General features: G+C 50.4%; 18 protein-coding genes and 3 tRNA genes. 14 read left to right on the top strand and 7 right to left on the bottom strand.

The genetic code is table 11. The features are described 5' to 3' along the window. Positions 1-49 precede the first annotated feature (49 nt). The 5 genes from ACUY4Q_RS09625 to ACUY4Q_RS09645 all read left to right on the top strand — a co-directional run bounded on the left by ACUY4Q_RS09625 (position 50) and on the right by ACUY4Q_RS09645 (position 2,816). A tRNA-Gly gene (locus ACUY4Q_RS09625) sits at positions 50-125 on the top strand. Positions 126-177: 52 nt separating this feature from the next. Further along, a tRNA-Cys gene (locus tag ACUY4Q_RS09630) sits at positions 178-251 on the top strand. 12 nt (positions 252-263) lie between these two features. Continuing rightward, positions 264-350: transfer RNA gene (locus ACUY4Q_RS09635), tRNA-Leu, on the top strand. Between the two features lie 555 nt (positions 351-905). Continuing rightward, positions 906-1,931: an acyltransferase gene (locus ACUY4Q_RS09640; protein WP_458046799.1), complete on the top strand. Its 1,026-nt coding sequence runs from the start codon at positions 906-908 to the stop codon at positions 1,929-1,931. A gap of 216 nt (positions 1,932-2,147) precedes the next feature. After that, positions 2,148-2,816 (top strand): YecA/YgfB family protein, encoded by a 669-nt coding sequence (locus ACUY4Q_RS09645; protein ID WP_458046800.1) that lies wholly within the window; start codon positions 2,148-2,150, stop codon positions 2,814-2,816. A 32-nt stretch (positions 2,817-2,848) separates the two neighbouring features. Here the strand turns inward: ACUY4Q_RS09645 and tyrP are convergent, their stop codons facing one another. Beyond that, positions 2,849-4,060: a tyrosine transporter TyrP gene (gene tyrP, locus ACUY4Q_RS09650; protein WP_458046801.1), complete on the bottom strand. Its 1,212-nt coding sequence runs from the start codon at positions 4,058-4,060 to the stop codon at positions 2,849-2,851. 249 nt (positions 4,061-4,309) lie between these two features. On the opposite strand from tyrP, the gene ACUY4Q_RS09655 reads away from it, so the two are divergent. Continuing rightward, positions 4,310-4,549 carry a YecH family metal-binding protein gene (locus ACUY4Q_RS09655; protein ID WP_458046802.1) on the top strand — a complete coding sequence of 80 codons (240 nt, stop codon included), beginning with the start codon at positions 4,310-4,312 and terminating at the stop codon, positions 4,547-4,549. Between the two features lie 38 nt (positions 4,550-4,587). Here ACUY4Q_RS09655 and ftnA read toward each other — a convergent pair whose 3' ends face one another. The 3 genes from ftnA to ACUY4Q_RS09670 form a co-directional block, all read right to left on the bottom strand. Continuing rightward, positions 4,588-5,085: a non-heme ferritin gene (gene ftnA, locus ACUY4Q_RS09660; RefSeq protein ID WP_458046803.1), complete on the bottom strand. Its 498-nt coding sequence runs from the start codon at positions 5,083-5,085 to the stop codon at positions 4,588-4,590. A 210-nt stretch (positions 5,086-5,295) separates the two neighbouring features. Continuing rightward, a complete protein-coding gene (gene yecR / locus ACUY4Q_RS09665; protein ID WP_458046804.1) occupies positions 5,296-5,640 on the bottom strand; it encodes a YecR family lipoprotein in 345 nt (114 codons plus the stop codon). 108 nt (positions 5,641-5,748) lie between these two features. Continuing rightward, a complete protein-coding gene (locus ACUY4Q_RS09670) occupies positions 5,749-7,932 on the bottom strand; it encodes an HD domain-containing phosphohydrolase (RefSeq protein ID WP_458046805.1) in 2,184 nt (727 codons plus the stop codon). A gap of 190 nt (positions 7,933-8,122) precedes the next feature. Here ACUY4Q_RS09670 and ACUY4Q_RS09675 point away from each other — a divergent pair, with 190 nt between their 5' ends. Next, complete coding sequence (locus ACUY4Q_RS09675) at positions 8,123-8,761, top strand: RpiB/LacA/LacB family sugar-phosphate isomerase (RefSeq protein ID WP_458046806.1); 639 nt, start codon at positions 8,123-8,125, stop codon at positions 8,759-8,761. Positions 8,762-9,032: 271 nt separating this feature from the next. After that, complete coding sequence (gene azuC / locus ACUY4Q_RS09680) at positions 9,033-9,116, top strand: stress response protein AzuC (protein ID WP_088218881.1); 84 nt, start codon at positions 9,033-9,035, stop codon at positions 9,114-9,116. A 72-nt stretch (positions 9,117-9,188) separates the two neighbouring features. Here the strand turns inward: azuC and ACUY4Q_RS09685 are convergent, their stop codons facing one another. After that, positions 9,189-10,532 carry an anaerobic C4-dicarboxylate transporter gene (locus tag ACUY4Q_RS09685; protein WP_458046807.1) on the bottom strand — a complete coding sequence of 448 codons (1,344 nt, stop codon included), beginning with the start codon at positions 10,530-10,532 and terminating at the stop codon, positions 9,189-9,191. 647 nt (positions 10,533-11,179) lie between these two features. Further along, positions 11,180-11,632, bottom strand: a complete 453-nt coding sequence (locus ACUY4Q_RS09690) for a ferritin-like domain-containing protein (RefSeq protein ID WP_458046808.1) — start codon at positions 11,630-11,632, stop codon at positions 11,180-11,182. Positions 11,633-11,974: 342 nt separating this feature from the next. Between ACUY4Q_RS09690 and ACUY4Q_RS09695 the strand changes: the two genes are divergently transcribed. From ACUY4Q_RS09695 to otsA, 6 genes are all read left to right on the top strand, one after another. Next, complete coding sequence (locus ACUY4Q_RS09695; protein ID WP_458046809.1) at positions 11,975-12,532, top strand: DJ-1/PfpI family protein; 558 nt, start codon at positions 11,975-11,977, stop codon at positions 12,530-12,532. A 316-nt stretch (positions 12,533-12,848) separates the two neighbouring features. Next, the gene (locus ACUY4Q_RS09700; protein ID WP_458046810.1) at positions 12,849-13,838 is read left to right on the top strand and encodes an arabinose ABC transporter substrate-binding protein; all 990 of its coding nucleotides are present in this window, start codon (positions 12,849-12,851) and stop codon (positions 13,836-13,838) included. A 75-nt stretch (positions 13,839-13,913) separates the two neighbouring features. Beyond that, a complete protein-coding gene (gene araG, locus ACUY4Q_RS09705) occupies positions 13,914-15,428 on the top strand; it encodes an L-arabinose ABC transporter ATP-binding protein AraG (protein ID WP_458046811.1) in 1,515 nt (504 codons plus the stop codon). Positions 15,429-15,442: 14 nt separating this feature from the next. Further along, complete coding sequence (gene araH / locus ACUY4Q_RS09710; protein WP_458046812.1) at positions 15,443-16,423, top strand: L-arabinose ABC transporter permease AraH; 981 nt, start codon at positions 15,443-15,445, stop codon at positions 16,421-16,423. A 173-nt stretch (positions 16,424-16,596) separates the two neighbouring features. Then, a complete protein-coding gene (otsB, locus tag ACUY4Q_RS09715; protein WP_458046813.1) occupies positions 16,597-17,403 on the top strand; it encodes a trehalose-phosphatase in 807 nt (268 codons plus the stop codon). Continuing rightward, positions 17,378-18,802 carry an alpha,alpha-trehalose-phosphate synthase gene (gene otsA / locus ACUY4Q_RS09720; protein ID WP_458046814.1) on the top strand — a complete coding sequence of 475 codons (1,425 nt, stop codon included), beginning with the start codon at positions 17,378-17,380 and terminating at the stop codon, positions 18,800-18,802. The genes otsB and otsA overlap by 26 nt, the downstream gene beginning before the upstream one ends. Before the next feature lie 30 nt (positions 18,803-18,832). Here the strand turns inward: otsA and uspC are convergent, their stop codons facing one another. Next, positions 18,833-19,258 (bottom strand): universal stress protein UspC, encoded by a 426-nt coding sequence (gene uspC, locus ACUY4Q_RS09725; protein ID WP_458046815.1) that lies wholly within the window; start codon positions 19,256-19,258, stop codon positions 18,833-18,835. Positions 19,259-19,380 lie beyond the last annotated feature (122 nt).

The following is a 19,380-nucleotide window of genomic DNA, read 5'->3' on the forward strand; positions in this document are numbered from 1 at the left end:
AGGCTTCCAGAAGATAACAAAATCAAGTGATTGCAACATAACTTGATATGCGGGAATAGCTCAGTTGGTAGAGCACGACCTTGCCAAGGTCGGGGTCGCGAGTTCGAGTCTCGTTTCCCGCTCCAGTTTAAAAGCATCGGCGTTTTGCGGGTGCTGGCTGAAAAGCCTGAAGAATTTGGCGCGTTAGCAAAGCGGTTATGTAGCGGATTGCAAATCCGTCTAGTCCGGTTCGACTCCGGAACGCGCCTCCAATTTCTTCCCGAGCCCGGATGGTGGAATCGGTAGACACAAGGGATTTAAAATCCCTCGGCGTTCGCGCTGTGCGAGTTCAAGTCTCGCTCCGGGTACCATGGGAAAAACAAGAATAATCAAAGCAATAAGCAGTGTCGTGAAACCACCTCCGGGTGGTTTTTTTGTTTTTGTAATGTGGCTTCCCGTCGGGCAAAACAAATCCTCTTCCACGGCTGCCTGAAATTCTCCCCGCACCTTTTACTCATACCGACTGCCGTCATCCGCCAGAGTAATGATTAGGCCATTGCAGAATGGAGCCTGATAACTGTGGGAAGCCTGGACATCATGTTAAAAATGCAAAGTGAATAGGGTACAACACCGGAAAGAATATATTCTTGCACCTCTCTAAAGTCACTCTAATTGAAGGCAGTGACCTCTAAAAAAAGCGGGTACATTATTAGAGTTTTTCTTTGTTCAAAAACACAGTTACTGAGTTGGATGATCGCGCTTTTGCAAGATATATGATCTGGCATACCTTAAGTCAAATTTATGTCGCCTTGTTAGAAAAAAGCATACAGAGGCACGTTTATCCGATTAATTGCTTGCATATCGTTAAACGTCATATATATTTACATTTATTGACATTTTACCCATGATTGTATGTGACCGCATAAATGCAAAAAGATCACTACCTGTATCTTGACCTGGCAAAAGTACTGGCCATATTTTTGGTGATTGTAAACCACACTAACAGCCAGATTTTTTTATCGCTTTCTCCCTCCATCACGTGGTTTTCATCACTAACTTATTTTTATTTATGCCGGGTCGCCGTGCCTGTTTTTATAATGGCTACGGGCGCGGTTTTATTATCACGTGTGGAGCCTTATTCTGTACATGCAAAAAGAATAGGCAGAATGATGGTGGTTCTGGTCGTTTTTTCAATGTTTTATCTTTATGTAAACAATGCGTTCCCCACAACGTTTAGTGATGGGCTGCAGACGATAAAAACGCTGACAGGCAAACCGGCCTCGAATGCGTTATGGTATCTTTACCTTTATATTGGCATCCTCTTTGCGCTGCCTTTTCTTCAGCGGCTGATTAAGGCGCTGGATAAAAGAGACATCGAGATGTTGCTGATCATCTCTTTACTGCTTTTCGGTTTTTTGTATAGCTTAACGCATGGTCTGGGTGTGCAGGCCTATGCAAAGATAGAATTAACATTCTTTGCCTATCCGGTGGGCTATTTATGCGCCGGGTACTATGTACAAAAATACGTCCCTTCATCGTCAGCACTTCTGGCTATTGCGATTGCGGCTTTTATAATTTCAGTGATATTTGCCGTCTTGATTTCGTGGAGTCAATTTGATCTCGGCTACGGAAGGTACTTGAGCTGGAGCGATCTTCAGTCACTCAATACCATCGTTGAAAGTTTATCTTTCTTTTATATTATAAAGTGTGTCGCTAACAATAAAATCTTGGTGAAAAGTAAAGGCCTGATACACACAATGGCTTTATGTGTGTTTGGCACCTATTTGATCTCGGATTTTGTGTTGGTAAGAACCTTTCCCTACTATCTAAACTTTTTAACCAGTATGCATCCGCTTATTGCCTGTGTTTTATGGCAACTGATGATATTTACTGTTTGCATGGTTGTGGTTTATCTGGCCAGGATTATCCCGGTGATAAGGCGTTATATCTGAAGCTGTTTCAGCCAGCCATTTTCACTAAACAGGCGTAGTACATATTTTATTCATAATTTTATAAAGTATGATTACCGCTTGATATTTTTTGTCCGGCATGGGTATCATTGCCAGCAGTGTCGTGAAACCACCTCCGGGTGGTTTTTCTGTTTTAACTATTTTGTTTTACCCTTCAGGCAGTTCCCATTAATCCCCTCGCCCTCAGGAGTTCATCATATGACCGAAGGCCCATTAAACGAAAACGAATTGCAGTGGCTGGAAGAGACATTGATGTCTTATGCGCATGACGATGAATCAATTATGGACGTCGCTGAGCTGGACGGTCTGCTGACGGCGGTGTTGTCTGGTCCGGTTGTGGTAGAGCCTGACCGCTGGTTAGTGGCTATTTGGGGGGGCGAAAAAAATATCCCTCGCTGGAAGAACGATCGTGAAATGGATCGTTTTATCAATCTCTGTTTCAAGCACATGAATGATATTGCCGAGCGGCTGAGCCACTATCCGGATCAGTTTGAGCCCGTATTTGGTGAGAATGAAGTGGACGGCAGACTCTTTACCATAGTGGAAGAGTGGTGCTTTGGCTATATGCGCGGTGTTGGTCTAAGCGACTGGTCGGCGCTGCCGGACGCATTGAAAGCCGACCTCGATGCCATCGCGCTGCACGGTACTGAAGAGAACTTCGCTCGCCTGGATGAGATGGACGAAGTGCAGTTTAACCATAGCCTGGACGCTATTCGTCCTGCCGCGCTGCGCCTTTACGATTACTGGTCAGCTAACCCACAGCAGCCGGTCATGCAGCAGCCGATTGTGAACGGTGTCAAAGTGGGGCGTAACGATCCTTGCCCGTGTGGCAGTGGCAGGAAGTTCAAAAGCTGTTGTTTGCATTAAAAGAGAAGGGGCTCAGACATGAGCCCCTTTTTTTAGCCGACTTCCGGTAAAAACCCGATGACGATAGCAAACTGCACCAGAATAATGCCGATGCCGCAGGCCATTATGGTAACAAGCGCAAGTTTGCCACCCGCGACCCGGTAAGGGGCATCCGGGTGCGCATGGCGGCTCTTCCAGACCAGCAATGCAGGTAGCAGCAGTGCAAGCACGGCGAGGGCGACACCGGCATAGCCCAGCGCCATGACGAAACCGCGTGGGTAGAAAAGCGCGAAGGCCAGGGGTGGCAGAAAGGTAATAAGCCCTGATTGCACCCGTCCCATCGCGTTATTTCTGCGCTGGAACAGATCGGCCAGATAATCGAAGAGTCCTAGCGATACGCCGAGGAATGAGGTTGCCAGCGCCAGATCAGCAAAAAGATGTACGGCAAGTTCTACGTGTGGCGAAGCCACAACTTCCCGAAGCGCCTGCAACAGACCGTTCAGCCCCGCATGGTTTGCCAGCAGCCCGGCAAAGGTTGATGATTCAATACTTCCCAGGGTTGCCAGTTGCCAGAAAATATAGGCGACGAGAGGGATCGCACTGCCTGTAATAAATACCCAACGTAGCTTACGAATGTTGCCATTCATATAGCTGACGATACTGGGCACGCTGCCATGGAAACCAAAAGAGGTGAAGATGACCGGAATGGCCGACAGTGCGAGGCCTTTCTCCAGCGGCAACGACAGTAAGTTTGCGTGATGAATGTGTGGCACGAGTAGTGCCAGCATCACGAGCAGGAAAATAATCTTCGCGCTAAACAGAAAACGGTTAAAAAGATCCACAAGCGAGGTGCCAATGCAGACCACTCCACCCGCCACCAGGGTAAAGAGCAGCACGCCGTAAACCGGAGAGAGAGAAACGCCCGTCCAGTCGCTCAAACTGGAGGCCAGCAACTCACCGGCACCGCTCATGTAGGCAGCAGTCAACGCGTACATTAAAAACATCATGCTAAAACCAGTGACCCATTGACCATACCGGCCCAGATAACGGCGTGCTATTGAACCCAGCCCGGTATCGGCCGGAACGTGCTGATAGACTTCAAGTAGCAACAGAGCGGTGTAGCACATGACCGACCAAAGCAGCACCAGTAACACCAACGTTACACCAAAACCGACCCCGGCTGCGGCCAGTGGCATGGCCAACATCCCGGCACCAATGGTGGTGCCAGCAACGATAAAAACACTACCAAGTGTTCGATTTTTCACGCTTTCCTCTGTAACAGATAGGGCTGGATATACAAATATGCGGCGCAGAGTAAGTGAAAACAGCATATTCGTCAAACCACCCTTACAGAGGGTGTAAAGAAAAGTTTGCGAAGAAGTGATGGCCCTGACCTCGCTTTTTCAAGCTGGGCGAGTGGGTGAAACCTTTGCGTCCGATGCGTGTAAACCTGTCGCAGCGCAACACACCTTTTCAGGGTGCCGTTTACTATGCCATTTTTAACCGGAGGGGTTATGGCGACAATACACGGTCATGAAGTGCTTAACATGATGCTGGAATCGGCAGAGACGTATTCAGAAAAGAGTCTGGTGGAAGCCATTACAAGGCGATTCGGGGAGCAGGCGCGTTTTCATACCTGTTCTGCATCTGAGATGACGGCTGCGGAACTGGTGGCATTTCTGGCGTCACGCGGAAAGTTTATTCCGGCAGAAGAGGGGTTTTCAACACACGAAAGTAAAATCTGTCGCCATTAAAATAATGCGGTAATGAATCTCCATTACCGCACGGATTATTAATTTGCCGTATCGAGGGTGGACAGTTCTTTATCGATGAAATAAAGACCTTCACCACTTTTACCTGCAAGGGTCAGTTTATCAATAACCGATTTAAAGAGTTTCTCTTCTTCGTGCTGTTCGGCAACGTACCACTGCAGGAAATTGAACGTAGGATAATCCTGAGACGTCATGGCTACATGGGCAAGTTCATTGATTTTTTGCGTAATTAACTGTTCATGTTCGTAAGTGGCACGGAACAACTCATCCAGGGAAGCGTATTCCGCAACCGGCATCTGAATGGTGCTGATGCGGGGCAGGCTGCCGGTGTCGGTGAGATAGTCGAACAGGCGCTGCATGTGCGTCATCTCTTCCTGCGCATGGCGACGCAAAAAGGCGGCAGCACCTTCAAAACTGTTAAAGCTGCACCAGGCACTCATCTGTTGATAAAGCAGAGAAGAAAAGAGTTCCAGATTCATCTGCTCATTGAGTTTTTCAATCATTTCAGCTTTTAACATGGTGCAGCTCCAGAAAATAATAAAGGGGAGTAAAGTGTCGCCACTATAATTTGTTATTTAATTATTTGCAAAAGGTAAAATAAAAAATTCATTTATTAACAATGAGAATGGGAATAAAACGCATTGCATTATTATTACCACTGCAAATGATAATTATTCTTTAATTTATTAAATGGCATTATGGCCAGCGAATTAACGCTGGCAGGGGGATTACCAGGCTTGTGTCCCGGCGGAAGCAGTTTGATTAAAAGCAATACCGCGACACTGATACTGAATGGTCACCGTGGTATTCATGCACACTGAACCGCTAATAACGCTACAGGTGGAAATAGGCTGGCCGTAAGCCACAGCGGTGGCATAGCCCATCTGCTGGCACTGTTTATTGGCCGTACCCTGAGTGGTATAGCTGTCATAGCGTGCCGATTGCATCATCGCTTCACTAAAACTAAGCCGCACGATGCCGCTGGTGGTATCAACGCTGCTCACTTTAGGTTCTTTGGTGATGGTGCACCCGGTGAGCAGCAACAATGCGGCGGCAACACTGATTTTGTTCATGAATTCGCTCTGTTTTTTATGGGCATTGTTGCATCTTACACGGGCAGGGCGTGGGCAATCGCTGGAATAGCCTGCGGAACAGGCCTTTTTATGCACAACAACTCAAACTCAGTCGGCAAGGCTGTCGTAGATCAGCGCAAATTGTGCGTGATGTTGACGAAACAGTGCCACCAGCTGCGGATCAAAATGGCGGCCTGCGCCATCGGCGATGATCTGCGATGCCTGCGTATGGCTGAAGCTGGGTTTGTATATTCGTTTCTGACGCAGGGCATCGTAAACATCGGCGAGTGCGAGAATGCGAGCTTCCAGCGGTATTTGTTCACCGCGAAGCCCTTCCGGGTAACCGCTGCCATCCCATTTCTCATGATGGAAATGAATCATGTTCTCCGCAATCGGGCCCAGCGACAGCCCCTGAATGATCCGCCAGCCCTTAAGAGTGTGCAGCTTCATTTCATCAAACTCTTCCGGTGTGAGGGGGCCCTGTTTGCGTAAGATTCGCTCTGGCACAGCGATTTTGCCCACATCATGCAAGGAGGCAAAATTTTCGATATCCCTGACGACGCGACGAGACAGATGTAATTCCCTGGCGAGAAAACCACAATACCTGGCCACCCGCTGAATGTGGCTGCCCGTCTCATCATCATGGGCGCGGTTTACTTTTTCCAGCGCCTGTACAATGTTGCGATTCACCACACGATTCTGCTTCATGTGTCGCCACATAATGACCAGCAGAAAGAGGCTGAAGATAACGGTGATAAGGAGCAGAACGCTGATGATTTTCAGCGTGTTGCGGGTTAATTCCGGGAACGCGGAAGGGGGCTCACTACGCTCAAGCTGGGTACGGTAGCTCGACAACCGATGCAGCCTGGTCATCAAACTGTGCAGTGGATGGTCGTTATCGACCCGTGAGCCAATCCGGTATTCCGAGCGGGTGATGCCTGCGACCTTCAGGACACCCCGGAACAACTCATTGCCGCGCAGCGAGCTCTCCATGGTGCTTAAATCGCCGAGCACAAAGTCAATTTTATCGTTTTCGAGACCCGAGATCAGTCCATCGACACTGGCATAAGTCACGAGCGTAATGTCGCTGCCATAACGTTGCTGCAGATAAAACTGCGAGAAGCTGCCTTTAATTACGCCGACACGCTGGTGGCGAATCTGCTCTTCATCCCACAGGAAGGGCTGGCCGATGCGGTTGTAGTAAACGTTATGCCAGGAAATTGTCGGCCCAATCATCCCCTCTGGTGGCGACGGATCGCGAACGTCAATCAACTCAACCAGTTTAATGGGCCAGTTCTGACGGCGGAGTTCAGAGAAATAATCATCAACATAATGCACGTCGACATTAATATGCATTAAGTCGCGCATGTCATTAATCATATCAATGGCTGAGCCATGATAGCCGGAGCGATCGCGCCAGATAAGCGGGGCGAAGTTTTCATTTTTTGGCAACCAAAGCTCAAGGCGGTTCGCCTGTAACCACGCCTGCTCATCGTCGCTCACCGTAATACGACTCAACAGATACTGCCGTTTATTTTCCGTTAACAGCTGCTGCATTTTGCCGCTTCGCCAGGCGTCATCAATGAACGTATTGAAGGTGTTGCGCAGGCTGACGAGCTCAGGACTAAAAGCAAACACGCTGGCAATGCGTAAGGCGGGAAAAGGGCGCGACAGTTGATAATAGCGCGTGGTGTTTTCCATCTCACTGGCATCATTGATGTAGAAGTCGGCCCGATCATCACTTAATAACTGAAACGCTTCTTCGCTGCTGCTCACCATGCGTAAATCACGGAAGGTGAGGGCGGGGTAGCTCTGTTTGACCCGTTCCAGCGTGGCATCATTGGCACGAAACAGTACGCGCGCTTTGGTCAACTCTTCCGTTTTAAAAACGCGCTGATTTAGGCTGGCTGCCACCACTTCGTTATCGAAAATCCGGGAGGAGAGCAGGCGAGTGCGCGCACGATCTTCCGTGCGTATCACCCCGGCATAAACGCCGTATTGATTGTTCCTAAACTGGCGGGCAATCGCTTCGCCATCAATGGGGATAATTTGCAGGTGATAACCGTAGGTTTCGTTAATCAAACGGACAAGCGTGGGGTAAAGTCCCTGATACTGGCCTTTATCATCTCGCCAGAACTCGAAGCTCTGGGCATCATAAAGCCAGACGGGAACAGATTGTTCCGCGGTCTGACTTTTGCCAGGGGCTGCGGTTGCAGGTGCACTTCCACACCAATAACCGACCAGGGTGATGAGAAAAAAGGTGACGCCGGCCATGCTGGAAAAAAATTTCACCACCGCCTTCCTTTTTGTTTTCCGCATGTATCGTCCATCCCGTTTTCTCCCTCGCGCTCATTTCACGCCAGCAAAACTGTGAAGGCAATTTGCTTTTTTAAAACCTTTTTTCATTAAATTTGAAAGTATGTTTACCAGGTAGTAAGGTTGACTAACATTTGCTATCGAGCACGTTAATCTGGAGATGAAGATGAAAATTGCACTGATGATGGAAAACAGCCAGGCGGGTAAAAACGCCACCATTCTTAACGAGCTTAAGGCCGTTGCCGGTGAAAAAGACTTTCCGGTTTTTAACGTCGGGATGAGTGATGAAAATGACCATCATCTGACGTATATCCACCTTGGTATTATGGCTAGCATTCTGCTGAATGCCAAAGCGGTTGATTTCGTCGTCACAGGCTGCGGTACCGGGCAAGGGGCACTGATGTCACTGAACATCCATCCTGGTGTCATCTGCGGCTATTGTATCGATCCCGCCGACGCCTTCCTGTTCGCACAAATCAACAACGGCAACGCACTTTCCTTGCCTTTCGCTAAAGGCTTCGGCTGGGGCGCAGAGCTGAACGTTCGTTTTATTTTTGAGAAAGCCTTTACCGGGCGCAAGGGCGAAGGTTACCCGCCGGAGCGTAAAGAGCCGCAGGTGCGTAATGCCGGTATTCTGAATCAGGTCAAAGCCGCGGTAGTGAAGGAAAATTACCTCGACACCCTGCGTGCTATCGATCCTGAGCTGGTGAAAACGGCCGTTTCGGGTCCACGTTTCCAGCAGTGCTTCTTTGAGAACTGCCAGGATAAAGAGATTGAAGCTTTCGTGCGCGAAATCCTTGCCTGATGCGCTGCGGGCCGGCCGATGCCGGCCCTTTTCCTCGCCATTTGTTAAATCCTTGTCGTACGCCTCTTGATCCCCTCAAAAAATATTTAATAACATCAAAATATTTTTAGTTTGCTAACCAGCAGATTTAACACGCATTTTTAACAAAAAACGCATTTCCACGATTTTTAAAACGTGATTTCTGTCACGAAAAACTTGTGTTTTGTGATGAAGGTCATATTATATGCACATCAACTGATAACACCTGCATAACAAATCGTCGGAGCAAACCATGAAATTGCGCAAAATCCTGAAAAGCATTTTTGAAACCTACTGCAAAACCTTCAAAGACGTACCGCCTGGCGCTATGTTCTGATAATAAAAAAACCTGCGATGGCAGGTTTTTTTATTTCCGGCGTTTGGCGCATCGCGCCAAATAAAGCGGGCTTTAAAAGAAGACAGACACCAGCATATAGCTTGCCGCACAGGCGCAACTCACGCCAATCAGTCCTGGCAAAATAAAGCTGTGGTTGATAATGAATTTACCAATACGGGTAGTCCCGGAGCGGTCAAAGCCGATACAGGCCAGATCGCTCGGGTAGGTCGGCAGGACGAAGTAGCCGTAAGAGGCGGGGAAGAAGGCCAGCAGCATTTTTGGCTCAACGCCAAGCATCAGTCCCATCGGAGCGACTGCCGTTAATGCCGCCGCCTGGCTGTTCACCAGTTTAGATACCAGAAACAGCACGATGGCATAGGTCCAGGGGTGGCTCTTAACGACCCCTTCCAGCGCCATTTTTAGTTCGTTCAGGTGTGCCTGAAAGAAGGTATCGCTCATCCAGGCGACGCCAAACACCGAGAAGATCGCCACCATCCCCGCTTTAAACACCGCACCACTGGAAATGGCAGAAGGATTAACCTTGCAGACCACCAGCATAATGGCGCCGGCAATTAACATCATCATCTGGATAACCAGGTTCATGGACAACGGCGAGAGCTTGCCTTTCACTTCGAAGGCCGGACGAAGGTCAGGGAGTGCGCCGAGCAGAACCACCACCAGAATCCCGGTAAAGAAGATCCAGGTTGACCAGTAGGCTTCCTTCGGAAACCGCTGGTTCATCAGGGTCTCGCTGGCACCATAGATAAACTCACGTTGTTTTGGATCTTTAAGCTTTTCCTGAAATTCTGCATCGTCGGCGAGATCTTTTCCACGGCGTAAGCTCCACAATGCAGCGATAGCCACGCCAAATAACGATGCCGGTACGGAAACGGCCAGAATTTCAAGGATGCTCCATGCATGACCTATCCCATGCTGGGCCGCCAGAATGGAGACTAACGACACCACGGCCACCGACACCGGTGACGCTGTGATCGCCATTTGTGAGGCAATAGAAGCCACCGCCATCGGGCGTTCCGGGCGGATGTTTTTCTTCAATGCGATATCAGCAATGATGGGGAACATAGTGTAAACCACATGCCCGGTGCCGCAGAGAAAGGTCAGCATCCACGTGGTAAACGGGGCCAGTAGGGTGATGTGTTGTGGATGACGGCGCAACAGACGTTCAGCAAACTGCATCATCACGTTCAGGCCGCCTGCGGTTTGCAACGTGGCGGCGCAGCCTATGACGGCAAGAATGGTCAACATCACGTCGACCGGCGGTTTGCCTGGCTCAAGGCCAAAGACAAAACTCAGTATAAAGAGGCCAATGCCGCTGATTAACCCCAACCCCATCCCGCCGAAACGCGTCCCCAGTAGCAAGCAGAGAATAATAATAATAAATTCAATGGTAATCATGACTCACTTGTCCTTGATATTGATAAACCAGACAAATCATTACATTTTGTAATGCTACTCAATGAGAGCCAGATCGGATTTGAGAAAATTTAATAAAAGCAATAACTTATATACTTTTCATTAACATTAATTTGATATTTGTGTAAACAAAAGGGTTAAAACTGTTCGCAGAATCCATTGATTCATGAGAATGGTGACCAGGGAAGGGGGCTTAGCGCTGAGGGATCCGCAGTGATATGACGTTTTGCAGCGTTAACACTGCGCAATGAGAACACAACAGCCACCGCGATGAGAGGGTCCGGCTGAAAATCGACGAAGCATATCCGCAAGGCCGGGGCGACGCGCAGGGATGCGCGGCGAGGGCGATTTTACATGGACGTTACCTTCGCCCGTCCCCGATCAGCCTGAAGGAATACGCGTAGTGGACCGCGTCAGCGGCGATTTTCCTGGCCGGGAGCCCGGGTCGCCAGGGTGGTGGCGGTGAACCACCCTGGCACGTTCACGGGTTCTGGCGTTATTGAAAAGCAAGGAACATAAGGTGAACGGAATGACCCTCAGCGCCGCATTTTCCCCCTCACCCCAGCCCTCTCCCCAAATGGGCGAGGGGGCCGCTCGTGCACGCATTTCTTCTGGAGATTCCTAAGGGCTTAGCGAGTCAATGTAACCGGAAGACGGGAATATTCATTCATCTGAGTAATTAATTGCTCGTGAAGACTTTTCTGATCGTCATAAATAGCAGAGAGCAAGTTTAAGGCAGTATTATCCGTTTCCACCCGGGCCGCTTCGGCGAGGCACGCCAGCTCCTGATAACGCATTAACTGATTCTCCACCGCCTGTTGCAGTAGTTCATCAATTGAATGAATTGCTGTGGTCGAAATATTCACGGATTTTATTATTGGATAGCGGCCAGTTTGTTTTATATAGTCAAAAACGCGCATCGTATGGGTGATGCCGGTTTGCGCCTGATGCCGCAAACACAGCGCAATACGCGTCAGGTTACGCTCCATACACCAATTGCTTAAGGTGACATAAAGTTGCGATGCACTAAATTCAAGATTCATTTGGGCGTTTAATTTACGCGCCATTGAAGGGGTTGTCATGGTTATATCCTTATGTATGGGATGATCCTGTGCAGAAATCATTTTTTATTTAGCCATCCACGGCCGGGGAAATAAGAATAACGAGAAGAGGGGAATAAGAACATCCTTAAAGATAATCGGTTACCCTTCGTTACCGGATGGCGAAATTACGGTGATTCAACTTTAATTCTGAAATAAATTAAAACGTTTTCCGATTCAGGTTGGCGTCAGTGCATTCGGTCAAATCCACACTACACGCGATCCCAGGCAAAGAGGTGCCGATATGTGACAAGGGTATGGTTATGAAACGGTGTTTTGAGTAAAAATAAACACTCTTTCAACCTGTTGGTAAGGAATGCATAAATGAAAAAAGTGGCGGTGTTGCTGGCGCCCGGTTTTGAGGAAGCTGAAGCCATTATTACTATTGATATTCTGCGTCGTCTGCATATTGAAGTAGAAACACTTGCGTGCGCGGAATCCCGCGCCGTCGTCAGTTATCACAATATTCCAATGGTCGCTGACCATACTCTGGTGGAGCGCAGCGGTGAACTTTACGATGCCGTCGTGCTTCCGGGTGGCCCGCAGGGCAGCGTCAACCTTGCTGCCAGCGCTGACGTTATTGCCTTTGTTAAATCTCATGACGCGCAAAACAAGCTTATTTGCCCCATCTGCTCAGCCGCCGCACGTGTGCTGGGCGGGAATGGGCTGCTAAACGGGCGCCGTTATGTCTGCTCTGGCGACCTGTGGGAAGGGGTGAGCGGCGGTGAATATGTTGATGCCCCGGTTGTGGAAGATGGCAACTTGCTGAGCGGAAAAGGGCTGGGCCACGCTTTCGACTTCGCCTTCGCGCTTTCTGCTCGCCTGCTAGGCGATGACGCGCCGGTCCGTGACCACGCGGATCACATTTATTACGCCTGGTAATGCCTCCCCCGGGTGCGCCCTGCATTCGGGGACAAGGATAACATAGCTGATGCTATGGATTAATCTGCTGACCCCCTCTCTAATTGTCTGACAAATCCGCCTTTTTTTATGTCTAAATCCGCTGAATTTATGTACGTAATTACTGTAATTCTGCGGTGTGATGTTGCTCTCCTATGGAGAATCAATTTCCCGCTAAAACTACTGCCAGCACAGGTGTCCAGTGAAGTGCGGACTCTAATGCCTTGTTTTATGAACTTTTAAATGAACCGGTAAAATTTTCCCCCTACATAAAAGAATGCCAAAGCTGGAGATAACCATGCACAAATTCACTAAAGCGTTGGCAGCCATAGGTCTGGCTGCCGTTATGTCACAATCCGCTATCGCTGAATCGATGAAACTGGGCTTTTTAGTGAAACAGCCGGAAGAACCCTGGTTCCAGACGGAGTGGAAATTTGCCGACAAAGCGGGCAAAGACTTAGGGTTTGAAGTGATTAAGATTGCGGTCCCGGATGGTGAAAAAACGCTGAATGCTATCGACAGCCTTGCGGCAAGCGGCGCGAAGGGATTTGTTATCTGTACCCCTGACCCTAAACTGGGCGCAGCCATTGTGGCCAAAGCCCGAGGCTATGACATGAAAGTCATTGCCGTGGATGACCAGTTCGTGAATGCGAAAGGCGAACCGATGACTTCCGTTCCGCTGGTGATGATGGCGGCGAGTGAAATTGGCGCGCGCCAGGGTCAGGAACTGTATAAAGAGATGCAAAAACGCGGCTGGGATATTAAAGAAACCGCGGTAATGGCCATTACCGCCAACGAACTGGATACCGCGCGTCGTCGTACCACCGGTTCCATGGATGCACTGAAAGCCGCAGGCTTCCCGGAAAAACAAATTTATCAGGTCCCGACCAAATCTAACGATATCCCTGGCGCATTCGATGCCGGCAACTCCTTGCTGGTACAGCACCCGGAAGTTAAACACTGGCTGGTGGTAGGCATGAACGACAGCACTGTGCTGGGCGGCGTACGTGCAACCGAAGGGCAGGGCTTTAAAGCACCTAACGTGATTGGTATCGGCATCAACGGTGTGGATGCGGTCAGCGAGCTGTCTAAAGCGCAGGCGACAGGCTTCTACGGCTCGCTGCTGCCAAGCCCGGATGTACACGGCTACAAAACCAGTGAGCTGCTGTACAACTGGGTCACCAAAGGCGTCGAACCGCCTAAATTCACAGCGGTTACCGACGTGGTGCTGATCACGCGCGATAACTTTAAAGAAGAGCTGGCGAAAAAAGGGCTGGGCGTGAAGTAAATCTCTGCTGATAGCGCCCTCTGCTTTCGGGTGGAGGGCCTGATGTACACCAAGAAAATGATTCACGGAGACGTTATGCAAGACTCAACTCCCTATCTCTCCTTTCGCGGCATTGGTAAGACGTTCCCGGGCGTAAAAGCCCTGAGTGACATCAGTTTTGATTGCCACGCGGGACAGGTGCACGCCCTGATGGGAGAAAACGGTGCCGGTAAGTCGACTCTGTTAAAGGTCCTCAGTGGCAACTACGCGCCGACGACCGGGACGCTGGCGATCAAAGGTCAGGACGTCAGCTTTAACGACACGACTGCGGCGCTCAACGCCGGGGTGGCGATTATTTACCAGGAGCTTCACCTGGTGCCGGAAATGACCGTGGCAGAGAATATCTACCTCGGGCAACTTCCTCATAAGAGCGGATTCGTTAATCGCTCGCTGCTGAATTATGAAGCCGGGCTTCAGCTAAAACACCTCGGGCTCGATATCGACCCGCAAACGCCGCTGAAATATCTCTCTATTGGTCAGTGGCAGATGGTTGAAATTGCCAAAGCCCTGGCGCGCAATGCCAAAATTATTGCCTTTGACGAACCTACCAGCTCCCTCTCCGCTCGCGAAATTGAGAATCTGTTCCGGGTGATTCGCGAGCTGCGCAAAGAAGGGCGCGTGATCCTCTATGTTTCGCACCGTATGGAAGAGATATTTGCCCTGAGCGACGCGATTACCGTGTTCAAAGATGGCCGTTATGTACGTACCTTCACCGACATGCAGCAGGTCAATCATGATTCGCTGGTCCAGGCCATGGTCGGCAGGGATCTGGGGGATATCTACGGCTGGAAACCGCGTGATTATGGCGATGAGCGGCTGCGTCTGGAGCAGGTCAAAGCGCCCGGCGTCCGTACCCCAATCAGTCTGACGGTGCGCAGTGGCGAAATCGTCGGCCTGTTTGGTCTCGTGGGGGCGGGTCGCAGTGAATTAATGAAAGGTCTGTTTGGTGGCACTCGCATCTCCGAGGGCAAGGTCTTTATTGACGGTCAGACCGTGAACATTCAAAAACCTGCGCACGCCATCAGTGCCGGTATGATGCTATGCCCGGAAGACAGGAAAGCCGACGGCATTATTCCGGTTCACTCGGTACGGGAAAATATCAACATCAGCGCACGCCGCAAATACCTGCGTGCGGGGTGCCTGATTAATGACGGATGGGAAGCAGAAAACGCCCGGCATCATATCAATGCCCTTAACATTAAAACCCCCAGTGCCGACCAGCTGATCATGAACCTCTCAGGTGGAAACCAACAGAAAGCCATTCTCGGCCGCTGGCTCTCCGAAGAGATGAAGGTCATTTTGCTCGATGAGCCGACGCGCGGTATTGACGTCGGAGCAAAACATGAAATTTATAACGTTATCTATGCGCTGGCAGCCCGTGGTGTCGCGGTGTTGTTTGCTTCCAGTGACCTGCCTGAAGTCCTGGGTGTCGCCGACCGGATCATTGTGATGCGGGAAGGGGAAATTGCCGGGGAACTGCTTCATGGTCAGGCAGATGAACAGCGAGCTTTAAGCCTCGCAATGCCAAAAGTCAGCCAGGCTGTTGCCTGAGCGAGGAGAACACGATGTCATCTTTAACCTCTTCCGGCGCATCAAAGTCGCCATTTACGTTCGGGCGCATTTGGGACCAGTTCGGCATGCTGGTGGTGTTTGCCGTGCTGTTCCTTGGCTGCGCGGTTTTTGTACCTAACTTCGCGACCTTCATCAATATGAAAGGCCTGGGGCTTGCCATTTCGATGTCGGGGATGGTGGCCTGTGGGATGCTTTTCTGCCTGGCTTCCGGCGATTTTGACCTGTCCGTGGCCTCGGTTATCGCCTGCGCAGGTGTAACAACCGCGGTGGTTATCAACCTCAGTGAAAGCCTGTGGATTGGCGTGTTTGCAGGCCTGATGCTGGGTGTGGTGAGTGGTTTTATCAACGGTTTCGTTATTGCACGACTTAAAATCAACGCCCTGATAACCACCCTTGCGACGATGCAGATAGTGCGCGGGCTGGCCTATATTATTTCAGACGGTAAAGCGGTGGGTATTGAAGACGAAAGCTTCTTTACCCTGGGCTATGCCAACTGGTTAGGCCTGCCGGCACCCATCTGGTTGACCGTGGCCTGCCTGATTGTCTTTGGCTTCCTGCTCAATCGCACCACCTTTGGGCGCAATACGCTGGCCATTGGCGGTAACGAAGAAGCGGCGCGTCTGGCCGGTGTGCCGGTGGTGCGTACCAAAATCATCATCTTTGTGCTTTCTGGCCTGGTGTCCGCCGCCGCAGGGATTATCCTTGCATCACGCATGACAAGCGGTCAGCCGATGACCTCTATCGGTTATGAGTTGATTGTTATCTCAGCCTGTGTATTAGGCGGGGTGTCTCTGAAAGGGGGGATTGGCAAGATCTCTTACGTGGTCGCCGGGATCCTGATTCTGGGTACGGTAGAAAACGCCATGAACTTGCTCAATATCTCGCCGTTTGCTCAGTATGTTGTTCGCGGTCTGATCCTGCTTGCAGCGGTCATCTTTGACCGTTACAAACAAAAAGCCAAACGTACCGTTTAATAAAACCGTCCCGACCTTTAAGTCTACGTTATCAAACTCTCCAGGCGTTAATTCGGCTGGAGAGTTCCGCATAAAATGGCGAGCGCCGTCACACTGTCTATACTTACATGGCTAATGATAATGAAAGGTTATCGAAAGAGACCTTTCTCTCACACTGTAAGGAGGAGTCCAGGGTGGCTGACACGTTATCCATACCGCCTGTATTTTCGGGTAAATTTGCCTTTTTTTTCGACCTCGATGGCACCCTCGCTGATATCCAACCGCATCCGGATCTGGTATTCGTTCCATCAGACGTACTTGAGCAGCTTGCACTGCTTGCAAGACTCAATGATGGTGCGCTGGCGTTGATTTCAGGGCGTTCAATGGCTGAGCTTGACCAGCTTGCTTCTCCTCATCGTTTCCCGCTGGCCGGGGTGCATGGGGCAGAGCGCCGCGACATCAATGGTGAAATCCACCGGGTCTCGTTACCGCTTAGCGTTGTCCAGCCGCTGGAACATGAGTTGGTGGCCGAAATGGCGCAACTTCGCGGCACTGAACTTGAAGCCAAAGGCATGGCCTTTGCGCTGCACTATCGTCAGGCGCTGCACCATGAGGAAGACATTCGTGCGCTGGCGATGAAAATGGTGGCGCGCTATCCCGAGCTGTCGATGCAGCCAGGGAAGTGCGTCATTGAGCTTAAGCCTGCGGCGATTGATAAAGGTGCCGCCATTGAAACTTTTCTGCAGGAAGCACCGTTTCATGGGCGCACACCGGTCTTTATTGGCGATGATCTGACCGACGAGCATGGTTTTGACGTGGTCAATCGATTGAAGGGTGTTTCGGTTAAGGTTGGCACAGGACGTACGCTGGCTGGCTACCGGTTAAACGATGTAAAAGGTGTTCATCAGTGGCTAAAACGTATCACCGACCATCAATTACAAGAAGAAAAGGCGTTAACAAACAGGAGAGATGGCTATGAGTCGCTTAGTCGTAGTATCTAATCGCATTGCACCGCCTGATGATAAAAAATCCAGCGCAGGTGGCCTGGCAGTCGGCATTCTCGGGGCGCTAAAAGCGACCGGAGGCTTGTGGTTTGGCTGGAGTGGTGAAATTGGGGATGAAGAGGCCCCGTTAAATGAGGTGTCCCGTGGCAATATTACCTGGGCATCCTTTAACCTCAGTGAGGAAAATTACGATCAGTACTATTCGCAATTTTCCAATGCGGTGTTGTGGCCCGCATTCCATTACCGTCTGGACCTGGTGAACTATCAGCGTGATGCCTGGGACGGGTATCAGCGGGTTAATGCGCTACTGGCAGACAAACTACTGCCGCTCTTGAAAGAGGACGATATCCTCTGGATTCATGATTACCATTTGCTGCCTTTCGCCAGTGAACTGCGCAACAGAGGCATCAATAACCAGATTGGCTTCTTCCTGCACATTCCGTTCCCGACCCCTGAAATTTTTAACGCGCTTCCCCCGCACGCCGAGTTGCTCGAAGCCTTATGTGACTATGACCTGCTCGGTTTCCAGACCGAGAACGACAGGCTCGCGTTTCTTGACTCGGTGTCGGCGCAAACGCGCGTCACTACCCGCAGTGGGAAAAACCATACCGCCTGGGGCAAAACCTTTAATACTGAGGTCTATCCTATCGGGATTGAGCCTGAAGAGATTGCCGAGCAGGCCGCAGGGCCCATGCCGCCCAAACTGGCACAGCTTAAAAACGAGCTCAAGAATGTGAAGAATATCTTCTCGGTTGAGCGACTGGACTATTCCAAAGGCTTGCCTGAACGCTTCCTGGCTTATGAGGCGTTACTGGAAAAGTACCCGCAGCATCATGGCAAAATTCGTTACACCCAGATTGCCCCCACCTCTCGTGGTGAAGTGCAGGCCTACCAGGACATTCGTCATCAGCTCGAAACAGAAGCGGGCCGAATCAATGGTAAATACGGTCAGTTAGGCTGGACGCCGCTTTACTACCTGAATCAGCACTTCGATCGCAAAGTCCTGATGAAAGTGTTTCGCTATGCCGAGGTCGGGCTGGTGACGCCGCTGCGGGACGGGATGAACCTGGTCGCGAAAGAGTATGTTGCAGCACAGGATCCCGCTAACCCCGGCGTGCTGGTGCTGTCGCAATTTGCCGGCGCGGCAAACGAACTGACCTCGGCGCTGATCGTCAATCCTTACGATCGCGATGATGTTGCCGCTGCGCTGGACAGGGCGCTCACTATGCCGCTGGCTGAGCGTATAGCGCGACATTCAGAGATGCTGGAGGTGATTAAGAAGAATGATATTCATCACTGGCAGGAGAGGTTTATTGACGATTTAAAGGGCATCGCGCCACGTAGTGCTGACAGCAGGCTACAGAACAACGTGGCGGCCTTCCCGAAACTGGCTTAACCCCTCACTCCCGCTTCGGCGGGAGTTTTTTTACGCCTCAAGCGGCACAAGAAGCACGTCCACGCCGCTGCTCCCCACAATCGATTTCGCCGAACACGTCGCCCGTGAAAAGAAACCCTGATTATGGTTGCCATAGATAACCAGATCGACACTCTGGGTACGGCAGGTGTGACGGACATGCTCGCTAAGCTCACCGGAAGCCACGATCGTTTGCTCGACGGGATAACCGGCGCGTTCAACCAGCTCATTCATAAATTGTTGCGTTTCTTCCGCCAGCACTTCACGCACGTTCTCCATCATCGGCGCAACCAGATGGTTGTACATTTCGGGATCGGACATAAGGGTGATAAGCGTGAGCCGTGCCTGAAACGGACGGGCGATTGACACCGCTTTTGCTACTAACCGGTGACTTTCAGGTGACATTGAGACGGCAACTAAAAGGTGGGTATAGCGCATAATGAGCTCCTGCAACGGGTTTCACTTACCAGCATTACTCCCTTTCTGCCACCAGCGCAATCCATGAGAATGACAATCATGTGAACAATGTCATAAATATTCATTAAGGATTCTTATCGAAT

The sequence above is a fragment of the Phytobacter cepae genome (assembly GCF_054165735.1).